15 protein-coding genes are annotated in these 18,213 nt (G+C 58.1%); 2 read left to right on the top strand and 13 right to left on the bottom strand.

Annotated features, from left to right (window positions below; all coding sequences use genetic code 11):
• Positions 1–7: 7 nt before the first annotated feature.
• From HY010_03935 to HY010_03905, 7 genes are all read right to left on the bottom strand, one after another.
• Positions 8–835 carry an aldo/keto reductase gene (locus tag HY010_03935; protein ID MBI3474856.1) on the bottom strand — a complete coding sequence of 276 codons (828 nt, stop codon included), beginning with the start codon at positions 833–835 and terminating at the stop codon, positions 8–10.
• Between the two features lie 80 nt (positions 836–915).
• The gene (locus HY010_03930) at positions 916–1,695 is read right to left on the bottom strand and encodes an Mrp/NBP35 family ATP-binding protein (protein ID MBI3474855.1); all 780 of its coding nucleotides are present in this window, start codon (positions 1,693–1,695) and stop codon (positions 916–918) included.
• Positions 1,696–1,813: 118 nt separating this feature from the next.
• Positions 1,814–2,572: an SDR family oxidoreductase gene (locus HY010_03925; GenBank protein ID MBI3474854.1), complete on the bottom strand. Its 759-nt coding sequence runs from the start codon at positions 2,570–2,572 to the stop codon at positions 1,814–1,816.
• An 81-nt stretch (positions 2,573–2,653) separates the two neighbouring features.
• Entirely contained in the window at positions 2,654–3,694 is a 1,041-nt protein-coding gene (cydB, locus tag HY010_03920) for a cytochrome d ubiquinol oxidase subunit II (GenBank protein MBI3474853.1), read from the bottom strand.
• A gap of 2 nt (positions 3,695–3,696) precedes the next feature.
• The gene (locus HY010_03915; protein MBI3474852.1) at positions 3,697–5,055 is read right to left on the bottom strand and encodes a cytochrome ubiquinol oxidase subunit I; all 1,359 of its coding nucleotides are present in this window, start codon (positions 5,053–5,055) and stop codon (positions 3,697–3,699) included.
• A 115-nt stretch (positions 5,056–5,170) separates the two neighbouring features.
• Positions 5,171–5,677, bottom strand: coding sequence for an acyl-CoA thioesterase (locus HY010_03910; protein MBI3474851.1), 507 nt, complete (start codon positions 5,675–5,677; stop codon positions 5,171–5,173).
• A gap of 27 nt (positions 5,678–5,704) precedes the next feature.
• The gene (locus HY010_03905) at positions 5,705–6,130 is read right to left on the bottom strand and encodes a hypothetical protein (GenBank protein MBI3474850.1); all 426 of its coding nucleotides are present in this window, start codon (positions 6,128–6,130) and stop codon (positions 5,705–5,707) included.
• 119 nt (positions 6,131–6,249) lie between these two features.
• Between HY010_03905 and HY010_03900 the strand changes: the two genes are divergently transcribed.
• Positions 6,250–6,555, top strand: coding sequence for a tetratricopeptide repeat protein (locus HY010_03900; protein MBI3474849.1), 306 nt, complete (start codon positions 6,250–6,252; stop codon positions 6,553–6,555).
• 234 nt (positions 6,556–6,789) lie between these two features.
• Positions 6,790–8,985, top strand: a complete 2,196-nt coding sequence (locus HY010_03895; protein MBI3474848.1) for a S9 family peptidase — start codon at positions 6,790–6,792, stop codon at positions 8,983–8,985.
• 553 nt (positions 8,986–9,538) lie between these two features.
• On the opposite strand, the gene HY010_03890 is transcribed toward HY010_03895, so the two are convergent.
• The 6 genes from HY010_03890 to HY010_03865 form a co-directional block, all read right to left on the bottom strand.
• Positions 9,539–12,481, bottom strand: a complete 2,943-nt coding sequence (locus tag HY010_03890) for an Ig-like domain-containing protein (protein MBI3474847.1) — start codon at positions 12,479–12,481, stop codon at positions 9,539–9,541.
• A 9-nt stretch (positions 12,482–12,490) separates the two neighbouring features.
• Complete coding sequence (locus HY010_03885; protein ID MBI3474846.1) at positions 12,491–13,087, bottom strand: hypothetical protein; 597 nt, start codon at positions 13,085–13,087, stop codon at positions 12,491–12,493.
• A 331-nt stretch (positions 13,088–13,418) separates the two neighbouring features.
• Complete coding sequence (locus HY010_03880) at positions 13,419–14,657, bottom strand: VWA domain-containing protein (GenBank protein ID MBI3474845.1); 1,239 nt, start codon at positions 14,655–14,657, stop codon at positions 13,419–13,421.
• Positions 14,658–14,732: 75 nt separating this feature from the next.
• A complete protein-coding gene (locus HY010_03875) occupies positions 14,733–16,229 on the bottom strand; it encodes a magnesium chelatase (protein MBI3474844.1) in 1,497 nt (498 codons plus the stop codon).
• Positions 16,230–16,431: 202 nt separating this feature from the next.
• Positions 16,432–17,526: a TIGR03118 family protein gene (locus tag HY010_03870; protein MBI3474843.1), complete on the bottom strand. Its 1,095-nt coding sequence runs from the start codon at positions 17,524–17,526 to the stop codon at positions 16,432–16,434.
• A gap of 132 nt (positions 17,527–17,658) precedes the next feature.
• On the bottom strand, positions 17,659–18,213 hold the full coding sequence (locus tag HY010_03865) for a hypothetical protein (protein ID MBI3474842.1): 555 nt from the start codon (positions 18,211–18,213) through the stop codon (positions 17,659–17,661).

Raw genomic sequence — 18,213 nt, 5'->3', positions numbered from 1 at the left:
AGCGCCATTATCCGGCCAGCGACTCGATCGCCTGCACCGTCTCCACCGGGAGGGTAAGTTCGCGGCTCGCCAAGTCCTGTTGCATGTGGTCGACATTGGAGGTCCCGGTCATCGGCAACATCCCTACGGAACGCGCGAAGCTGAAGACAACTTCGGCAAGCGTGGCATTCGCGCGCACGGCGGCATCTGCAACCAGATGATGGCGCAGTACATCAGTATTCGCCGTGAGCAGTGAGAAGCCCTGATAGATGATGTTGCGTTCACGACAGAACGATCGTACGTCGCGGTCCCAGCCGGTTCTGGCGAAACATCGGTTCTGCACGAATGTGGGGACTTCAGAGTGCGCGACTGCCATCTGCTCGAGGTGTTGCAGAGACACGTTGCTGACTCCAAGAAGGCGCGTGCGTCCTGCAACGCGTTCTTTTCGCATCGCTTCCCAGACTTCCGCGTCCTCTTCCGTCCAGCCATAACCTGACGACGGGCCGTGCAATACGTAGCTATCCACGTAGTCGGTTCCAAGATGTTCGAGCGAACTTGCCATCGACTGCGCAACCTGGACCGCGAGACTGGCCGCAGGATCGTAGGGGAGCCGGTGATCTTGTCCGCGCTGGTAGGTGAATTTCGTCTGCAAGAACAAGTCGGAGCGTGTCACGACGCCGCCGCGATACGCAGCCGCCAACCCTTGACCAACTCCCTCTTCGAAGTAATGACGCCGCTGGTTTGCAGTATCAATGGCACGAAAGCCGGTACGGATCGCAAGCTCCGTCAATGCCGCCGTGCGGTCTTCCTTCCAGGCGGTGCCGTAGAGAAAGTCGGGGATGGTTGGAGTCGTCATGCGGTTTTCTCCGTGCCCCTTTGACCTCCGTGGTTGAGAAAGCGTGAACCACAGAGGTCGCGGAGGTTACAGAGAAAATGTTATTGGATCTGGACCACGCTGGCGGTACTACTGGCCTTAACTTCTTCCACCCGCTCCACCACCTTGCGGGCAAATGCGTAGAGCGATTTCGCGTGGGCCGAATCCTCGCCTTTGAGTACTGCCGGAGAACCACTGTCTCCCGCCCTGCGAATTTCAGGATCGAGTTCCACGCTACCGAGGAAAGCTACATCGAACTGAGCGGCAGTCTTCTCGGCTCCGCCACGGGAAAAAATATCAACTTCGTGCTGGCAATGCGGGCACACGAAGTAACTCATGTTCTCCACCATGCCGACGATGTCCACCTTCATCTGGCGAAACATCTCGATCGCTTTGCGCGCATCCTGCAAAGCCACATCGGATGGCGTCGAGACTACGATCGAACCCGTCAACGGGACCGTTTGAATCAGCGAGAGTGCAACATCGCCGGTTCCCGGAGGAAGGTCGATGATCAGATAGTCGAGTAGGCCCCATTCCACCGACCCAAGAAATTGCCGGATGATCGAATGCAGCATCGGTCCGCGCCAGATCAACGGTTTGTCCCCGGGATTCAGGAAGCCGACTGAAATCACCTTGAGGCCATGCACGCTCACTGGCTCGATGCGATTGTCGCCCAAAACTTTTGGCTGTTCCGCTGTACCAAGCATCAACGGCACGTTCGGGCCGTACACGTCCGCGTCGAGAAGGCCGACACGATGCCCCATCTTGCTCAGCACCAGCGCGAGGCTGACTGCGAGCGTGGTCTTGCCAACTCCGCCCTTGCCGGAACCCACGGCAACAATGGCGTTAACGCCCGGTATCGGTTGTGGGGTCGGTTGCTGCTGTCCGGCGTGCGAATGAGCGCTCAATGAAGACCTCTCTTGAAAAAACTCTCTTGATTATACGGGAGCGAAGGCACGCTCAGACCGCGAGGTACCCGCCATCCACGGGATAGATGGCGCCCGTCACCCAACTGGAGGCGTCGCTTGCCAAATAGACTGCCAGTCCGGCGATATCTTCTGGCTTGCCGAGACGCCCGATGGGATGTACGGCGATGCGTTCACGGCGCAGCCCTTCGGGGTCGGGCGCGACATTCACAAACGCCGCCGTGAGATCAGTCTCGACAAACGAAGGACAGATCGCATTGACCCGGATGTTTTCGTGCCCATGGTCGATGGCCATGCACTTGGTGAGAAGAATTACCGCACCCTTCGACGGCGAATAGGAAGCTCGGTTGCGTGCGCCGTTGATCCCTAACACGGAAGCGACGTTGATGATGTTGCCTCCACCAGCCTTGCGAAAGTGCGGCAACACTGCGCAGGAAAGCTGCCAGACACTTTTTACATTCACTTGAAACGTCTGATCCCACTGTTCTTCTGTGATCTGCTCGGCCGTACCGGGGAACAGAATGCCGGCGTTGTTGACGAGGACGTCGATGCGCCCGAAACGCGCAGCCGTTTCCGCTACCGCGCGTTCAATCTCAGACTTCCGCGAGAGGTCCGCCGGAACTACCAGCGGAGATCCACCACACGCTTTCGCAACCTCTTCAAGTTTTTCTCGACGGCGTCCAACCAGGGCCAAGCTCGCACCTTCGCGAGCGAACGCCAATGCACAAGCACGGCCGATCCCGGTACCGGCCCCAGTTAGAAGAATGGTTTTGTTCTGGAGAGAGTTGGTCATGGGTGAAAAGCACTCAGCAATCAGCCGTCAGCGGTTCCGTCCGGCATAGCATAAAGGAATCCGAGTGCTGAATGCTGATTGCTAGTAGTGTCCTTCTCCCGCCTGAACTTTTCCACGAAACATACGGTAGAGAAATACGAAATACGCAGTCGCCAGCACGAAGCCGATCGTCCACCAGGCCAGGCCGACGCTGAGGCCGTGATTTCCCGCGGCAGTGTTGTGAATCGTAAGACTGAATTGCCGGTCGCGTGCCGGCAACACTACGGGATAAAGCGCAAACGCCGCGCCTACCAGCATCCCCGTGATGTAAAGGCTGGATGCGATGAACGCGAGCTTTTCCTTGCCTTTGGGATTTGCCCACAACAGCACCGCGAGACATCCGAACACCAATACCGGAACCAACAGGCCAATCTTGTGTTTGTCGTAGTTGTTCATCACCTCGGGACGAATAAAGTAGGTCGCCACCAGGCTGACGATTGTCAGGAAAAATTGCAGGGGCCAGCACAATAGCGCCACGCCTTTCGCGCGTCGGCCGAGATCGTCATCGGTCTTGACCGCAACATAGAGCGATCCATGAGCAACCAGTGTCACCAGCGCCAGCACTCCGATCAGCACCGTGTACCAATCCAGAATGCCGGTTTGTGGACCGAGGTTAAAGAAGTTCGTCCACAGTGGTTCAAAGAAATATCCGGTGGCATCGAGCGGCACACCGCGCACAACGTTTCCCAGCGCAGCTCCGAAGAAGATGGTCAGCAGGATACTGGCACCGCTGAACACAACGTCAAAGAAATTCTGCCAGACAGGGTTGCGGACATGGGCGCGGAATTCAATGCCGATACCGCGCAGGATCAGCAGCCAGAGAACCATGTGCAGAGGCAGATAGAAGCCGCTGAAGCTGGATGCGTAGAGTTGCGGGAACGCGAAATACAGTGTGCCGCCCGCTGCCAGCAGCCAGACTTCGTTGCCGTCCCACACCGGCCCAATCGAGGCCAGCACTCGGCGGCGCTCTTCATCGGTCTTGGCGACGGCAAGGTAAATTGCGCCCGCGCCCAGATCGAAGCCGTCCAGGACGACGTAGGCGGTGACCATCACTGCGACAATCCAATACCAGAGGGTTGGCATATCTACTTTGCCTCCTTGCCGTGCAGGATTGCCGGCTTGATCTCGCCGCCCGGCCCAGTCTCCAGTTCCCGTCGCATCAGAAACAGGAAAAGAATACCGAGCACGGTATAGAGGCCCATAAATCCAAGCAGGGTAAACATTCCGTTCCCTGCCGACACCGTTTTAGAGTAGCCGTCCGCGGTGCGCATCAATCCATACACCAGCCACGGTTGACGCCCGAGTTCAGCGGTCATCCAGCCGGCCGTATTTGCAATGTAGGGGAAAGGCAGCGACAGCAGGAGAATCCAGAGCATCCACCTGGTTTTGTAAAGACGATCGCCATACAGCAGGAAGGCGGACACTGCCATGATCGCAATGAAAGCCGTCCCCAGTCCCACCATGATGTGATAGCTGTAGTAGAGAAGCGGGATGTTATCCGGCCAATCCTGTTTGGGAAAATCGTCGAGTCCCCGCACGTGCGCGTTCCAGCGCTTGTAGGTCAACATACTCAGCATGCCCGGAACTTCCACGGGATTGTCGATCTTCCCTTGCTGGTCATTGGGCTGGCCCATGAGCACGATCGGTGCGCTACGCTGGCTTTGAAATAGTCCTTCCATCGCGGCTAACGTTGCGGGCTGGTAAGTAGCGACCATCCTGCCCTGGCCGTCTCCGGTGGGGAATGCCTGCAGGATGCTGAACACGCAGCCCGCAACGACTCCGACTTTGACGAAGATGCGGGCATGCTCGGTGAATTTATTGCCCAGCAAATAAAATGCGCCCACCGACGCCATCACGAACGCTCCGGTGATCGCCGCTCCCATCATGGTGTGGGAATACTGCCAGGCCGCCCAGGGATTCAACACGAGTGCCCAGAAGCTGGAGAGCTGTACGGAGCCGTCCGCGGCAACGAAATAGCCCACGGGATATTGCATGAACGCGTCGGTCGCTACGATGAAGTATCCCGACAGCCACGAACCAATAAACACCGCGACCGCCGACCACCAGTGCGCGACGGGACTCAACTTCTTTTCACCGTAAAGGAACAGGCCGAGAAATGCAGACTCGAGGAAAAAGGCGAACATGCCTTCCATGCCCAGGGTCTGCCCGATCACGCCGCCAGCGAAGCGGGAGAAGTGCGACCAGTTTGTTCCGAACTGAAATTCCATCGGAATACCCGTCACCACTCCCAGGACGAAGTTGATACCGAAAATCTTCGCCCAGAAACGAGCAGCCTCGCTGTACGCCGGATCTTTGCGCCGGAGCGCGATCGTTTTCAGGACAACGATCAGCAGCGCCAAACCCATCGTCAGCTGCGGAAAGAGATAGTGGAAGGTAATGGTGAATGCAAAATGGATGCGGTGGATAAGGAGTGCACTGTCCATAGAAGAACTCGGGAATCAGATTTCACTAGGATCTTGAGCTACAGCCCCGGGGGTCGCCGAATGGTCGATTATCAAGTAACGAGCAATTGCCGACTGTGACGCCCATCACATTATTTCAGCACTGCGACTTCGTCCTCCGTGCATGCTCGGAGCGGCGCAATTCGCGGCGCCGCAGCGCGTCTTCATAGCGCCGCTTCTCCTCGGCAGTCTCGGGAATGACGGCAGCCACAGGAAGTCTCTTGCCACCGGTGCCATCAACCGCGACGAACGTCAGATACGCGGAACTCACGTGCTGGTTCGTTTCCGTGTGATAGTTCTCGACCCATACCTTCACGCCCACTTCCATGGACGTATTGAACACGCGATTAACCGACGAGCGCAGGATCACGATGTCTCCCACGCGCACCGGAACCAGAAAGTCCAGATGATCGACCGAAGCCGTCACGACGAACTGTCGCGAGTGCCGATGCGCTGCCATCGCGGCCGCAAGATCGATCCAATGCATGAGACGTCCGCCAACGAGAGCGTTGAGGGGATTGGCATCGTTGGGAAGCACGATCTCGGTCATCTCAGACTTCGAGTCGCCGACAGGACGAGGACGGGTTGGATCGTGAATGGTCATAAATTTTTCGGCCACGAGATGCTCCGCCTACGCAACGTTCTGTCCGGTGTCTTTGCGCATACGATAGGTTGCAAGATAGCAGTCCGCAAGCCGCTGCACACGCGCGTCGGCGTGAGGATCAGACCAATGCCCTTGGATCGTATCGAAAACCAGCTTTCCATGTTCGACCGGTGCGTGCCCTAACTCGCACACATACCAGAGCGTGATCTGTTCAGCACCTGCACGTGCCACCGAGAAGCGAACCGCATCCCACTCGCGCTCGCGTGGAAGACTCGGGCAGGCGGCCGCATTTCCCAGATTGCAGAATTGGTGCAAAGCATGATCCGACGGGGTCATCGCATCGTGCGAGGCACAACATTGCCCGTTCCATCCCGCTCCCAGCGGCAATCGCGCAGGATGGAGCCATGAGCCGTCATTCAAAATCTCAAGCGGCACAAAATAGGGACAAGCCAAGTCGCGATCTCCAAGAGAAACGATATTGTAGCGCGGGGATTGGCACCTGGCATTGAGCAATTGGCTGTTAATCTAATGCCTGAGACCTGACACCTAAGACCTGAGACCTTCTTTTCACTATGGACCGCATCGCCCTACTCACTGAAATTCTCGCCACCGATCCCGCCGACGCCTTTGCACGCTACGGCCTCGCGATGGAATACTCCAACTGCGGGAAGATCGAAGAAGCTTTGCAGGAATTCAAGACCCTGATCGAGAAAAATCCCGACTACGTCCCCGGATACTTCATGGCCGCCCAGACCCTCGAAAAAGTCGGCCGCATCGACGAAGCAAAAAGAATGCTGGTAGACGGCATCACTTCCGCACGCCGCACCGGCAATGCCCACGCGCAGTCGGAGATGACGGCGATGCTGGATGGTCTGTAAGTCAGAGGTCTTCTGTAAGGTCAGAAGTCTGAGGTCGGATTGCAGAGGTTAACCCCCTTAAAAAACTGTCATCCCGAGCGAAGCGAGGGATCTGCAGTTCGCCGGCCAGATGCAGATCCCTCGCTTCGCTCGGGATGACAGTTTCTTTAGGCTTTCACCTCTGACCTCTCGCCTCAAACCTCTGACCTCACTTCGACCTTAGGTGTAAACTCTCGTGTTCCGCGGAGATCACGTATGCGCCGTCTGATTTTTGCAATCCTCCTCTTTACTCTTCCCTGTTTTTCTCAAGCCAAGCACCCCTTCACCTTCGAAGACATGATGAAGTTGAAGCGCGTCGGCGAGCCGGTGCCGTCGCCGGATGGAAAGTGGGTGCTCTTCAGCGTGGTCGATGTCGATCTCGCCACCAATAAGAAGACACCACACATCTGGATCGTCCCGCTGGCGGGCAGTGTGGGGACAGGTCTTCGACCCGTCCCGGCGGGGCAAAGCCCCGCCTCCACACCAGCAGAGCGCATCCTCATCCCCGACCAGGATGGCGACCGTCCGCGCTGGGCCCCGGACGGGAAACGGTTTGCGTTTCTCTCGAACAAACAGCATGGTTCGCAAGTGTGGATCGCCGACTTTGATACTGCAAAAGGGACGGTTACTGGCACATGGATGCTGACTTGGCTGACCACTGAGGCCTCCGGCGAACTCTGGTCCCCGGATGGCAAGAACATCATCTTCATCTCTGACGTCTATCCGGAGTGCACGGGGACACCTGCCGAAGCAGGGGCTTGCAACGAGAAAAAGCTGGATGAAGCCAGCAGGTCGAAGGTCAAGGCGCTGATCTTCGACCGCCTGCTCTATCGTCATTGGAATGCATACAAGGAGGGCAAGCGCACTCACATCTTCGCGGCTGCGGCTCCGACTGAAACACCAATAACGCAATCCATCGGTATGGAGGCAGCGCGCGCCCGCGACCTCACTCCCGGCGACTACGATTCGCCTGTGTTCTCACTCGGCGGACAGGACAACTACGCATTCTCGCCCGACGGGCAGGAGATTGCCTACACTTCGAATCACGACAAAGTCGAAGCTACGTCCACAAACAACGACCTCTGGACCGTCCCGGTGACGGGCGGGCAGGCCAAGAACATCACCGCTGACAATCCCGCCAGCGACTCGACGCCGCTCTATTCGCCCGATGGCAAGTACATCGCCTACCGCGCCCAGTCGAGACCGGGGTACGAGAGCGACCGCTTTCGGCTGATGCTGTACGACCGCAAGACGGGGGAGAAGAAGAATCTGACGGAGGGCTTCGATCAATGGGTCGGAACATATACGTGGTGGGGGTCGAGGTGGCTTTTCTTCGCCGCCGAGGAGAATGGAAGTGCCCGTGTTTATTACACGGAACTAGACTTCGTGAAGCCGGGTGTCGTGAAGACCTCCTTACACGGCTATGACGACGACCTCGTTATCACGAAAGACGACAAGTTTCTTCTTTATACGCAAATGTCGATAACCGCTCCGTCGGAGTTGTATAAGAGCCCGATGATTGTCGTTCGCACGCCTCACTGCGGCGAAAACAGTGGCGATATTTGCAGCAGCCAAGATCCTAACTTCAGGCTCACCCACCTCAACGACGCCGTCCTCTCCCAAGTCGCCATGTCCCCGCTCGAGACCTTCTGGTTCCCCGGCGCGAACGGCGACAAGGTCCAAGGCTTCCTCGTCAAGCCGCCGAACTTCGACGCCAGCAAGAAGTATCCCGTGAAGTTCCTCATCCACGGTGGCCCGCAGGGCGCCTGGGGAGATGACTGGAGCTATCGCTGGAATCCCGAACTTTTTGCCGCCAGCGGATACGTGGTCATCATGATCAACTTCCACGGCTCGACGGGCTACGGACAGAAGTTCATCGACGCCATCAACGGTGACTGGGGCGGCGCTCCGTTTGAAGACCTGATGAAGGGCCTCGACTACGCGGAGAAGACGTACCCGTTCATCAACAAAGACCGCGAGTGCGCGCTGGGCGCAAGCTACGGCGGATACGCCATCAACTGGATCATGGGCAACACCGATCGCTTCAAGTGCCTGGTATCGCACGATGGCATGTTCAACGCCGAGTCGGCCTGGGGTACGACGGAAGAACTCTGGTTCAACAACTGGGAGTTCAAGGGCACGCCCTTCGACAACCGCGCCAGTTATCAGAAATGGTCTCCCCACCAGTACGCCAAGAATTTCAAGACGCCGACGCTGGTCGTCCACGGACAGCTCGACTACCGGCTCGACGTCAGCGAAGGCTTCCAACTTTTCACCACGCTGCAAACCATGGGCGTGCCGTCGAAGATGCTCTACTTCCCCGACGAAGGCCACTGGGTCCTGAAGCCGCAGAATTCGCAGCTCTGGTATAAGACGGTCAACGACTGGATCGATCAGTGGACGAAGAAATGATTGCCGCGCGTCGGCCGGGTAGACAACTTACCCGCACCGATGCGCATCGCATCCGTTGTAACCTGCACGCTCGGGCCCTGAACACAATTGCCGCATGGGGGACTCCGTGACGCGATTTGGATTCGCTCTAGTATTAAGCTTGCTCTTAGTCGCCGTTGGGTGCGGAAGCAGCAATCCGCGACAACTGCTGTCCATCGACATTTCCGCTTCTTCCTTAATTGACTCCGTTCAGTTTGTTTCGACGGGTCATTTCAACCAGGCGCCAACCTCCGTTTCTCCTTTGCCTGTGATGTGGGTCGTCTATCTTCCTCATGGAGAGTCTGGTCCGACCATCGATCAGACTGGTCTTGCGCAGTGCCGAGCGGGAGTCTCGGGAACATTCACGATTCTCGCTTACGCGCCTGCCGACCCGAATATCCCCGTAAAAATCCCTCTCCCGCCAGTGAAGACTGTGCTCGGGACCACAACGATGAATTGTCCTTGATGGAAAGAATAAAAATTGAGAGGCGGTCGGCGGAGACGGGGCAAGCCCCGTCGCTACGGTAGAGCGGAGCTACTTCCCGCCCAAGCCTCCCATGGGTTCCACAACTTGTAAGTCAAACTGCGACGACGCCATTCCAGCGGTGAGCGCAATCATCAGGTCGCAATATCCCTGAACACCGGCGACATTCGGCACCCAACTCGCAATTCCACCGTCTGCGGTAGCAACTTTCACTTCATAGGTTCCGAGAATGATCGGCGACCCTCCTCCGTGGCCGCCGCGCCCACCGCCTCCGTCATCCCCGCCTCCGCCTCCTCCACTGTCTTTCGGTATACGGACAATGGTGACGTCGAAGACCAGGTTCGCGCCCATCACCGGATTCGCGGGCGACGCGCTATCCGTGATGCGCAGTGCCATTGCCTGAAATGGTTGGCCTGCAACGATCACCTGCGTTGTCCCGCTGACATTTTCGATTCTCCAACTCGATGCGGGCGTGGCGAACATTGTGAACGTCTGGCACGGCGTGTTGTTCGGAGCGACGCAGGCCGTCACCTGCACATCCGAAGCATGGTTGGCGAGATGAAGCGTCGTAGACGCGAATCCAGTGTTGCCGGTCGTGCCGGTAGGGGACGACAGGCTGCCCGCTCCCTTGGAAACTCTGAAATTGATGACGATGCCGCTGATGGGCGCTCCCATGTCGAGCAAGCGCACAGTGATCGGAACATCGATCGTTGCACCTTGTGCCACCCATTTCGTCGGCGCCACTGCCGCCAGGTCAACCGCGGACGCCGTCCCCATCACGCTCGCCGTTTTCGACTGCGGCGGCGTATACGAAGCGGGAGCAAGCGCAGCTGTGATGACGCTCGTCCCCGTGGCGGCAGGAGTCACCTGGGTCGACGCGAACCCAGCCTGATCGCTGAGCACGGAGCAGCTCGACGCCCCGCCGCACGCGGAAAGACTGGCGCCATTGGTTGTCGACCAGGTTACGGTCGCGCCATCGACAGCCGTCTTTCCATCCGCTGCCACGACCCGTACGCGGATCGGATTTGCAGCTTCGGCTCCGATCGGTGTGGACGGCTCAGTTCCCTCCAACAGAAGGAGGAGGTCGGTCGAAGCTGCGCCGTAAGTTACGGCGTCCGTCATCAGCGAGAAGCCGCCACTCGCAGAATCATTGACGCTTACTGATGCCACTCCATCCTGATTGACCGCCGGCAACGTAGCCTGCAGATCGTTCGCGAGGACAGAAAGCATCGTGCCGCTGGCCGATCCGACGGTGACCTGTAATCCGGGATGGAACCCGAATCCATGGAGCGTGACCGGGCCGCCGCGCAAGCTGACCCGCGCCGGAGTGATGGTGTCCGAGTAGAGAACGTTGGCGGAATAAAAATAGTCCGGACGCCCGTCGCCTCGAAAGTCCGCGACACCCAGCCGGAAGGTACCGCCTGAAGTGAACTGCGCGTCGAGTCGAGTTGTCGCCGGAACTAACGTGTTGAAAGCTACCGGAGTGGCGGCCGGAGCAGGACCACCGCTCTGATCACTCAACGGCCATATGCCAATCACCGGCGCAAGCTTGTTCTGCGTGGGATTCCCGAGTTCGTCGAGAGCAGTTACGGTTACGGACGCTGTCCGATTGCCTTGCGCGGTGAACTGCAACCAATCGGCGACTCCGTAGCCCGAAAGCCATGCACCCCATCCTCCCCCTTGAGGAAGATTCACCGGGTTTGCGTAGGAACTGCCGCTCGCGCGATCAACCTGCGCGATTGCACTGGCCCGCATCAACACATCCTGCGCGATGTCGGACCCCGGCTGAACCGTAATCACCACGGGAGTGAACGAACCGGACGACGCGACCTGTGCAGGCGCATACGGCCTCACCCCCTCTGACCAATTCGCATCAAGAGACTCGACGCTGAGCTGATACTGGGCGCTGCTGCCGTTTGGAATTTCGAGTCCGGCAAGTTCGAAGGTGCCCTCGACTGCCAGATCGTTGGATCCGAAATAATCAAAAGGCAAGCCCTTGACGTCGACGAAACCGTTCACCGTGTTGCCGGCGTTACCGCGGAAAGTGAATCCAGAAACTGACGTCGCAACAAACCTACGCGACGGCTGGCCAGACTCGATGCGACGCGCGACTACGTCTAGGCCCTGCATCGGCTGCGCGGCGTTTCCGGCGGCGTCCGTGAAGAACACGCTGCCGTGAATCCTAGCCGTACTCGCATTCGCCGGATAGAGTCTCGCCATGGCAGCGCGGTCATCCATCTTCGGCACTTCGGCGTCGGGATAGCAGATATTGATCGGCACGCAGGCGATGGGATCGAGAAAATGCATGACTGGAAAACCCTGGAAGTCGTCGGGAGCAGGAATTGGGTTGCGCGTGATCACATTCAGATTCGCCTGCGCCCATCCCAGACCCAGCACGCGGCCAAGCGTGCGTGTCAGCCGGTAACGAACGTCGGGCAGCTTTGAAGTATCGGCAACGCTGACGCCATTGATCACCACCAGTGCATGCACAAGATGCGCGTCGAAACTGAAATCGTCTGGTCCTCCGTAGACAGCGTTGTTGAAGCAAAAGTCCTGGCTGCCGGCGCCCGCGCCCAGCAGCGCATCTGTAACTGTGCCGTCGACGTCATACACAATTCCGAGCGGCGTCGCAACTGCGGCGGGTTGAATGTCATCCGGAATCGAGTAGGTGCCGTCAGGAAAACCGATGACGTTGGCGCTGCTGACGTCTTCAGCCAGGTGTCCGGCGAAAGTGGCGGAGACGGCAGCGCTGGGAATTGTGGTCCAGTGCGTGAATACGTCTGCAACCAGAACGTCGGCTTGTTCACCGGTGAGGATGGGACTCAAGTCGCCCTGGTCCGTGAAATATTGCAGATTTCCGCCAGCCCAAATGATCGTTTGACCCTTGGTTGCGGGATCAAATCCGGCGCCGGCGACGTAGGCCGGCCCTCCGGCGGTGGCCGGAACAACGGTGCAGAGCACCAGAACGCAAATCGACAAAGTTCGTAAGAGCATGCGTGCTCCTTATTTTCCGTGAGCGTTGCGGATCGCCCGTGCCAGTTGCTGCAAGGTGATTCGGTGAAAGTGGCTGATGGGTGCACAGTCCGCACGCTCCTGATTCCTTGCGGAGCAGCGCTTCAGTACGGCGATTGGCGGATTCTCCTTTTCGCTGGCCTCGAATTCTGGGAGTGACGACATGATCAGGTCGCCGCGTGCGTTGAGCACTACCTGTCCCTGTCTCCCGCCCACCGGGCTCGTCAATCCCATGCGACTCGGCGGGTAGAGGAAGATGAGCAACCGCTCTCCCGGACTCATCGCGCGATGCATCGACCACGCTCCGGCCCACTCCCTGATCGCGATAGTCTGACCCGGCTGGACACCGACAATCGCCTCATTCACCCGAAACCTGATGACGGCAATGGGCAGCGGATTCTGCTTACCGGTTGGTTCGGCGGCAACACTGATCACAGTCCCGGTAAAGACCGTCCCCGAGGCGCGAGACATGTGCCGCCAGTGTGGACCGAGCACGCGCGTCACATCGGCCGGATCGAAGACCTGCCCAGCGCAAAAACTCGCCAGGCAAACGAATGCCAGCAGAGAAATTCTTCTGAATGCAGACATACCACATCATTTCTGGAAGGAATGGACCGGTAGCGGCCCTGGGAGTGGAATCAGCCTACCGCATTTCCCATTGCAGGGATGTGCGCGGGGTCACTGTGAATTTGTGATGAATCAAGAGAGTTCGAATTGCCAGGCGTCTCTCGATATCTACGCATTAAATCGGCGCCTGCCATGCCTTTGCCCCGTACTGAAACTGTCATCCTTCGCGAAGTGGAGGACCTGCTGCCTCGGCGAACGCGAGGAAAGCGGATCCTTCGCTCGTCCTCGGCTCCGCCTCCGGACGGCTCAGAATGACAGTTCTAAGAAGCGCACTCGAAGGAAAAATCTCTGGCTAGTGAATTGTCTTAGTCTTGCGCGACATGTAGTCCATCAGCAGATACTGCCCCAGCGTATACGGCGTGGTGAAGTATGCTTTGCCGCGGCACATCTCCGTCACCTTCTGCACGAACTGCACCAGCCCGTAATCGGACGCTAGCATGAAGGTGTTGATCAGCACACCGGCGCGTTTGCATTTGGAGACTTCTTCCAGCGTTTGGCTGACGACCAGCGGGTCGAGGCCGAAGGCGTTCTTGTAGATGCGCCCATCTTCGAGCGTGAGCGCGGACGGCTTACCGTCCGTGATCATGACGATCTGCTTCATGTCCTTGCGTTGCCGGTCGAGAATGCGTTGCGCCATCCGCAGGCCCTCGCGGGTGTTGGTGTAATAAGGACCAACCTTCACGCGCGCCAGTTGCGAAAGCGGAACTTCTTCCGCGGAATCATGAAAGAGCACGAGCGACAGCGAGTCCCCCGGATACTGCGTTCGAATCAGATGCGAAAGCGCCATCGCAACTTTCTTTGCGGGCGTGAAGCGATCTTCGCCATACAGGATCATGGAGTGCGAACAATCGAGCATCAGCACCGTCGCACACGAAGACTGGTATTCGCACTGATGCACCTGCAAGTCGCGATACTCGATGTTCAGCGGCAATTCCAACCCTTCGCGCTGGATCGCGTTCGAGAGCGTGGCCGTGATGTCGAGATTGAGCGTGTCTCCGAACTCATAGGTCTTGGACGATCCGCTGGTCTCGATTCCGGTTGCCATGTCACGCGTGTCGTGGCGGCCGAAGCTGGACTTTCCCAGCGATCCCATGAGATCGCGCAATGCCTTGAATCCGAGGAAATCGAGGCTCTTGTCGGTGATCTCGAATTTTGCCTGCTGCTGTGATTCTCCAACCTGCCCGCCGACGCTCGAATTCTTCGCCGGATCGTGTGGCTGGTCGATCGAAATGTAATCTTCCTCCTGCATGCGCTGGATGAGCTGTTCGATCAGTTCGCCGAGGTCTCCTTCCATCTGCATCTGGTCGAGACGGTCGCGCATTTCTTCATCAAACAGGTCGCCGTTGAGTAGCGCCTGCTCGATGGCGCGCCGCAGGGCGTCCATGGATTGCTCCCCCTCGGGCATCTCGTACCACATGTTTTCCTGGTATCCGCTGCGCAGCAGGTAGTCCGAAAGCGCGCCCAGCAATTCCTCCAGGCTGATATCTCCGGCTGGATCGGGAACGTATTTGGAATATCGAATGCGGCGCATAGGGACGTCGTTGGTCGCTTGTCGTTGGTCGTTCGCCAATCACTTTTTGCGAAGGACGAACGCCGAACGACGGTTCTAGTTAAACTGTTTTCTCGGACGAAACGGCAGATCGTCTTCGTCCTGAATCGGTTTTTCGTTCTTCTTCGGATGCGGCTGCTTTTCTCCCGCGCCGAAGACTCGCTCTTCGTTCCGGCCAATGCGCTTGTGGGCGTGCAGGCCTTCCAGGATGAACTCCGCTGCCGACACCTGTTTCTCCGCCGTGTCCTTCGGGCCTACGTTCACCTTGATGATCTTGTCCATCAGCCCCTGGATCCCGCGTAACGACGTCAGTGCTTCGCTGGCGCCGGCCGAGTCGGTAAGTTGTATCTCACCGCCGAGATCGAACCATTGCACGATCTGATTCATCTCGTTGTTCTTGAAATAGCCATCAAAAGCTTTCGCAATCGCGCCGCGGATCAGTTCCCTGCTGACGAAATCCGCGCCCTTCATTTCGCCTTCGTATTCCAGTTCCAGCTTGCCAGTGATCGCGGGAAGCGCCGCGTAAATGTCGCTGATTCTCGGGACGATCACTGTCTCCTGGTGAGTCAGCGCGCGCCGTTCCGCATTCGAAATTACATTCTCCATCGCCGAGATCGGCAGGCGCTGGCTGACGCCCGAGCGCTTGTCGATTTTCTTGTCGTCGCGAGCGAGGAACGCGATCCGCTCAATCACTTCCTGCACATATTTCGGGATGTGCAGCTTCACACCGTCCCGCTGTACCCACGCTTCCTGCGCAGTAATCGCGATACCTTCTTCGACTGTCGCTGGATAATGCGTCCGAATCTCAGATCCGATGCGGTCCTTGAGCGGCGTAATGATCTTGCCGCGCGCCGTGTAGTCCTCGGGATTCGCACTGAAGACGATGGCAACGTCGAGCGGCAGGCGAATGGGGTAGCCCTTAATCTGTACGTCACCTTCCTGCATGATGTTGAACAGGCCGACTTGAATCTTGCCTGCCAGGTCGGGTAATTCGTTGATCGCGAAGATGCCGCGATTGGCGCGCGGCAGCAGTCCATAGTGCACGGTAAATTCGCTGGAAAATTCGTGTCCGCCCCGCGCCGCCTTGATGGGATCGATGTCGCCGATTAAGTCGGCAATCGTCACGTCGGGCGTAGCCAGTTTTTCCACGTAGCGCTGCTCGCTCGTGAGCCAGGCGATAGGAGTCGCTTCTTCTTCGCGTGCAACCAGTTCGCGGCAACGCCGGCAGATCGGCGCATAGGGATTGTCATGAATTTCGCAGCCCGCAACGTACGGCATCTCGGGATCGAGGAGCGTAGCCAGAGCCCGCAGGATGCGGCTTTTCGCTTGTCCGCGCAAACCGAGCAGGATGAAATTGTGCCGCGACAGGACAGCATTCACGATCTGCGGCACCACCGTATCGTCGTATCCAACGATGCCGGGAAAAATCGGGCCGCCTTCGCGTAACCGCGTCATCAGGTTCTCGCGCAGTTCGTCCTTGACTCTACGGGACGCGAGGCGCTGTTCGGAGAAAGGACTTTCGCGCAACTCGCCGAGAGTCTGGGCACTGCTCATGGAAGGAACCCCCAAAAAACACAAACTGCCTTAAGCGGATTATAACGCCCGGCGGGCCGCCCGTTTCAGAAGCCCGCTTTCCATGAGATGCATGCCAAGGCCTAAGGATGAATTGTGTTAGCCGGGGATAAGCCCGGCGTGCGCGAGGGGGACGAGTTCGGTGCTCAGGCCTTGCGCGATCCCCTTCCGGTAGCGGCTCTAGCTAATTGTGGAAAGAGATTGCGCCGAACAGCGCATGTTTCTCGTTGGCTGCACCGGCGGTGAAGTAGAGAGTGTTGCGATCGCCGCCGCCGTCGTTGCGGAACACCAATGCCCACAATCCAGGATTGACAATTACTTTGCCCGATCCATCTGCCAGCTGGCCGAGAAAACTCCCGGTGGCTGGGTCGAAGGCATTGATCGTCCCGTCGCCGAAGTTGCCGATCAAAATGTCATTGCTGAAAGGACCGAAGCTGGAACTGGCCTGGACCACACCCCAGGGCGCGTTCAATGGACCATTCGACGCAAACCGGCGCAGAAAAACGCCCTCCTGGTCGAAAACATCGACGATGCCATTGCCGGGACCAACGATCGGGTCGTGCTTGGCGTCATCCTGCACTGCGTAGGTCACGAACACTTCGGTCCCGATTTGTTGGATGTTGAATGGTGCGTAACCCTGAGGGAGATCCGGATCCGTGAATGTTCCCAGTGTTGCGATCCTCTCGAAGACAACGCCAAAAGTGGCCACGATTCCATTGTGAAAGTCCGTGAGCGCCAGAAATTCGCGGCAGCAGTCGGGAGTCAAAATGGCGAGTCCCTTATAGACTGCGCCGCTGGCGGATTCGTCCACTGCCAGGGATGCGCTGGTCGGAAAACCGCCATTGTTTGTGGACCAGGTCGAAATCGTGCCGTCCTCGGTGGCAAATACAAATTGCGCGGGGTTATCGCGGAAGACAAAGTCCTCCGCAATCGGATTGAAGACCACGCCGGTGGGCGCAGAAGGAACCGCCCCTCCCGCCGGAGGTGGGATGACGAAACCCAACGGGATCTCCTTCGTTCCTGAAGCGTCGTAGACCCTGGCCGCGCCGGATTTGTTATCAGCGATGAAAAATGACTGCCCGAGCATGAAAGCAATTCCCCAAGGATTGATCAGCGACGGGTCAGTATGGGCCGCTTTGCCGGCAACGTCGGAGACCAGGTTGGCCTGCTGAAAGCCAGGGCCGGACTGCACGGACGCGGACTTGTATGCGCCGCCACAACCTAGGAATGCTCCCGTTAAACAAACGATAGCGCAGAGAAACGAAATCTTCGGGCTCAAGCGTCACGCCTCCTCGAACTGTGTTGAGAAACTGAAGGTTGTGCGGAGTTCCCCGTTCGGAAACTCCGCTCTTCGAAAGGACTGCGTTTGCGACCTCTTAAGCCTCGAAGCCGCAAAACTCTGGCCACCGGCTTATTGGGCCCGGCGCAGTGGTCCCCTGTCGTCTGCAAAGTTGCTGGTGTTCAAAACCTGGATACCCGCAACGTGGTCTCCATCGAACGGCGTAGTACTGTTCGGACATCCGACAGCGCCCGCCTGTACCGGATCGGCAAACCAGATCCCGAGATGATTCAGTGCGACTGGCACCGCGGGGGCGCCGGGGTTCAGGATGAACGTTTCGCTATTGAAGATTCCAGTCACGTCTACGACACCGTTGCCCTTGGCGTTGGTCGTCAGGTCGCCTTGGTACCACGCAGGAACGAATGGCGCTTTCGGAGTGTCGATGACGAACAAGGTGAAATCCGTATTTGCGGGGAGGGCGAACACTTCAACGTGCATATTCTGCACTGATCCCAGACTGCTGATCGTGACCCGTCCACGAGCTGCGGTGCTAAGGCAGGGTGCGGCACCGGCGGATTTGACCATGTTGAAGCTGGTGCTATCGTTTGCTGCCGCGAGTGGGACCAGCCCAATCGAACCGATAGTGACTGTCAAGGCGATGCTTGCTGCAAGCAAGTTTCTCTTCAT

It is taken from the genome of Acidobacteriota bacterium, assembly GCA_016196065.1.
Classification (GTDB): domain Bacteria; phylum Acidobacteriota; class Terriglobia; order Terriglobales; family Acidobacteriaceae; genus Acidiflorens.
Note: the sequence above shows the minus strand (reverse complement) of the source record. Positions and strands in the feature narration are given on the sequence as shown.

Excerpts from the sequence above, each read along its gene's own strand:
- HY010_03915 (MBI3474852.1), bottom strand. The coding sequence starts at position 5,055 with ATGGACAGTGCACTCCTTATCCACCGCATCCATTTTGCATTCACCATT.
- HY010_03895 (MBI3474848.1), top strand. The coding sequence starts at position 6,790 with ATGCGCCGTCTGATTTTTGCAATCCTCCTCTTTACTCTTCCCTGTTTT.
- HY010_03900 (MBI3474849.1), top strand. The coding sequence starts at position 6,250 with ATGGACCGCATCGCCCTACTCACTGAAATTCTCGCCACCGATCCCGCC.
- HY010_03885 (MBI3474846.1), bottom strand. The coding sequence starts at position 13,087 with ATGTCTGCATTCAGAAGAATTTCTCTGCTGGCATTCGTTTGCCTGGCG.
- HY010_03875 (MBI3474844.1), bottom strand. The coding sequence starts at position 16,229 with ATGAGCAGTGCCCAGACTCTCGGCGAGTTGCGCGAAAGTCCTTTCTCC.
- HY010_03865 (MBI3474842.1), bottom strand. The coding sequence starts at position 18,213 with ATGAAGAGAAACTTGCTTGCAGCAAGCATCGCCTTGACAGTCACTATC.
- HY010_03935 (MBI3474856.1), bottom strand. The coding sequence starts at position 835 with ATGACGACTCCAACCATCCCCGACTTTCTCTACGGCACCGCCTGGAAG.
- HY010_03890 (MBI3474847.1), bottom strand. The coding sequence starts at position 12,481 with ATGCTCTTACGAACTTTGTCGATTTGCGTTCTGGTGCTCTGCACCGTT.
- HY010_03880 (MBI3474845.1), bottom strand. The coding sequence starts at position 14,657 with ATGCGCCGCATTCGATATTCCAAATACGTTCCCGATCCAGCCGGAGAT.
- HY010_03925 (MBI3474854.1), bottom strand. The coding sequence starts at position 2,572 with ATGACCAACTCTCTCCAGAACAAAACCATTCTTCTAACTGGGGCCGGT.
- cydB (MBI3474853.1), bottom strand. The coding sequence starts at position 3,694 with ATGCCAACCCTCTGGTATTGGATTGTCGCAGTGATGGTCACCGCCTAC.
- HY010_03910 (MBI3474851.1), bottom strand. The coding sequence starts at position 5,677 with ATGACCATTCACGATCCAACCCGTCCTCGTCCTGTCGGCGACTCGAAG.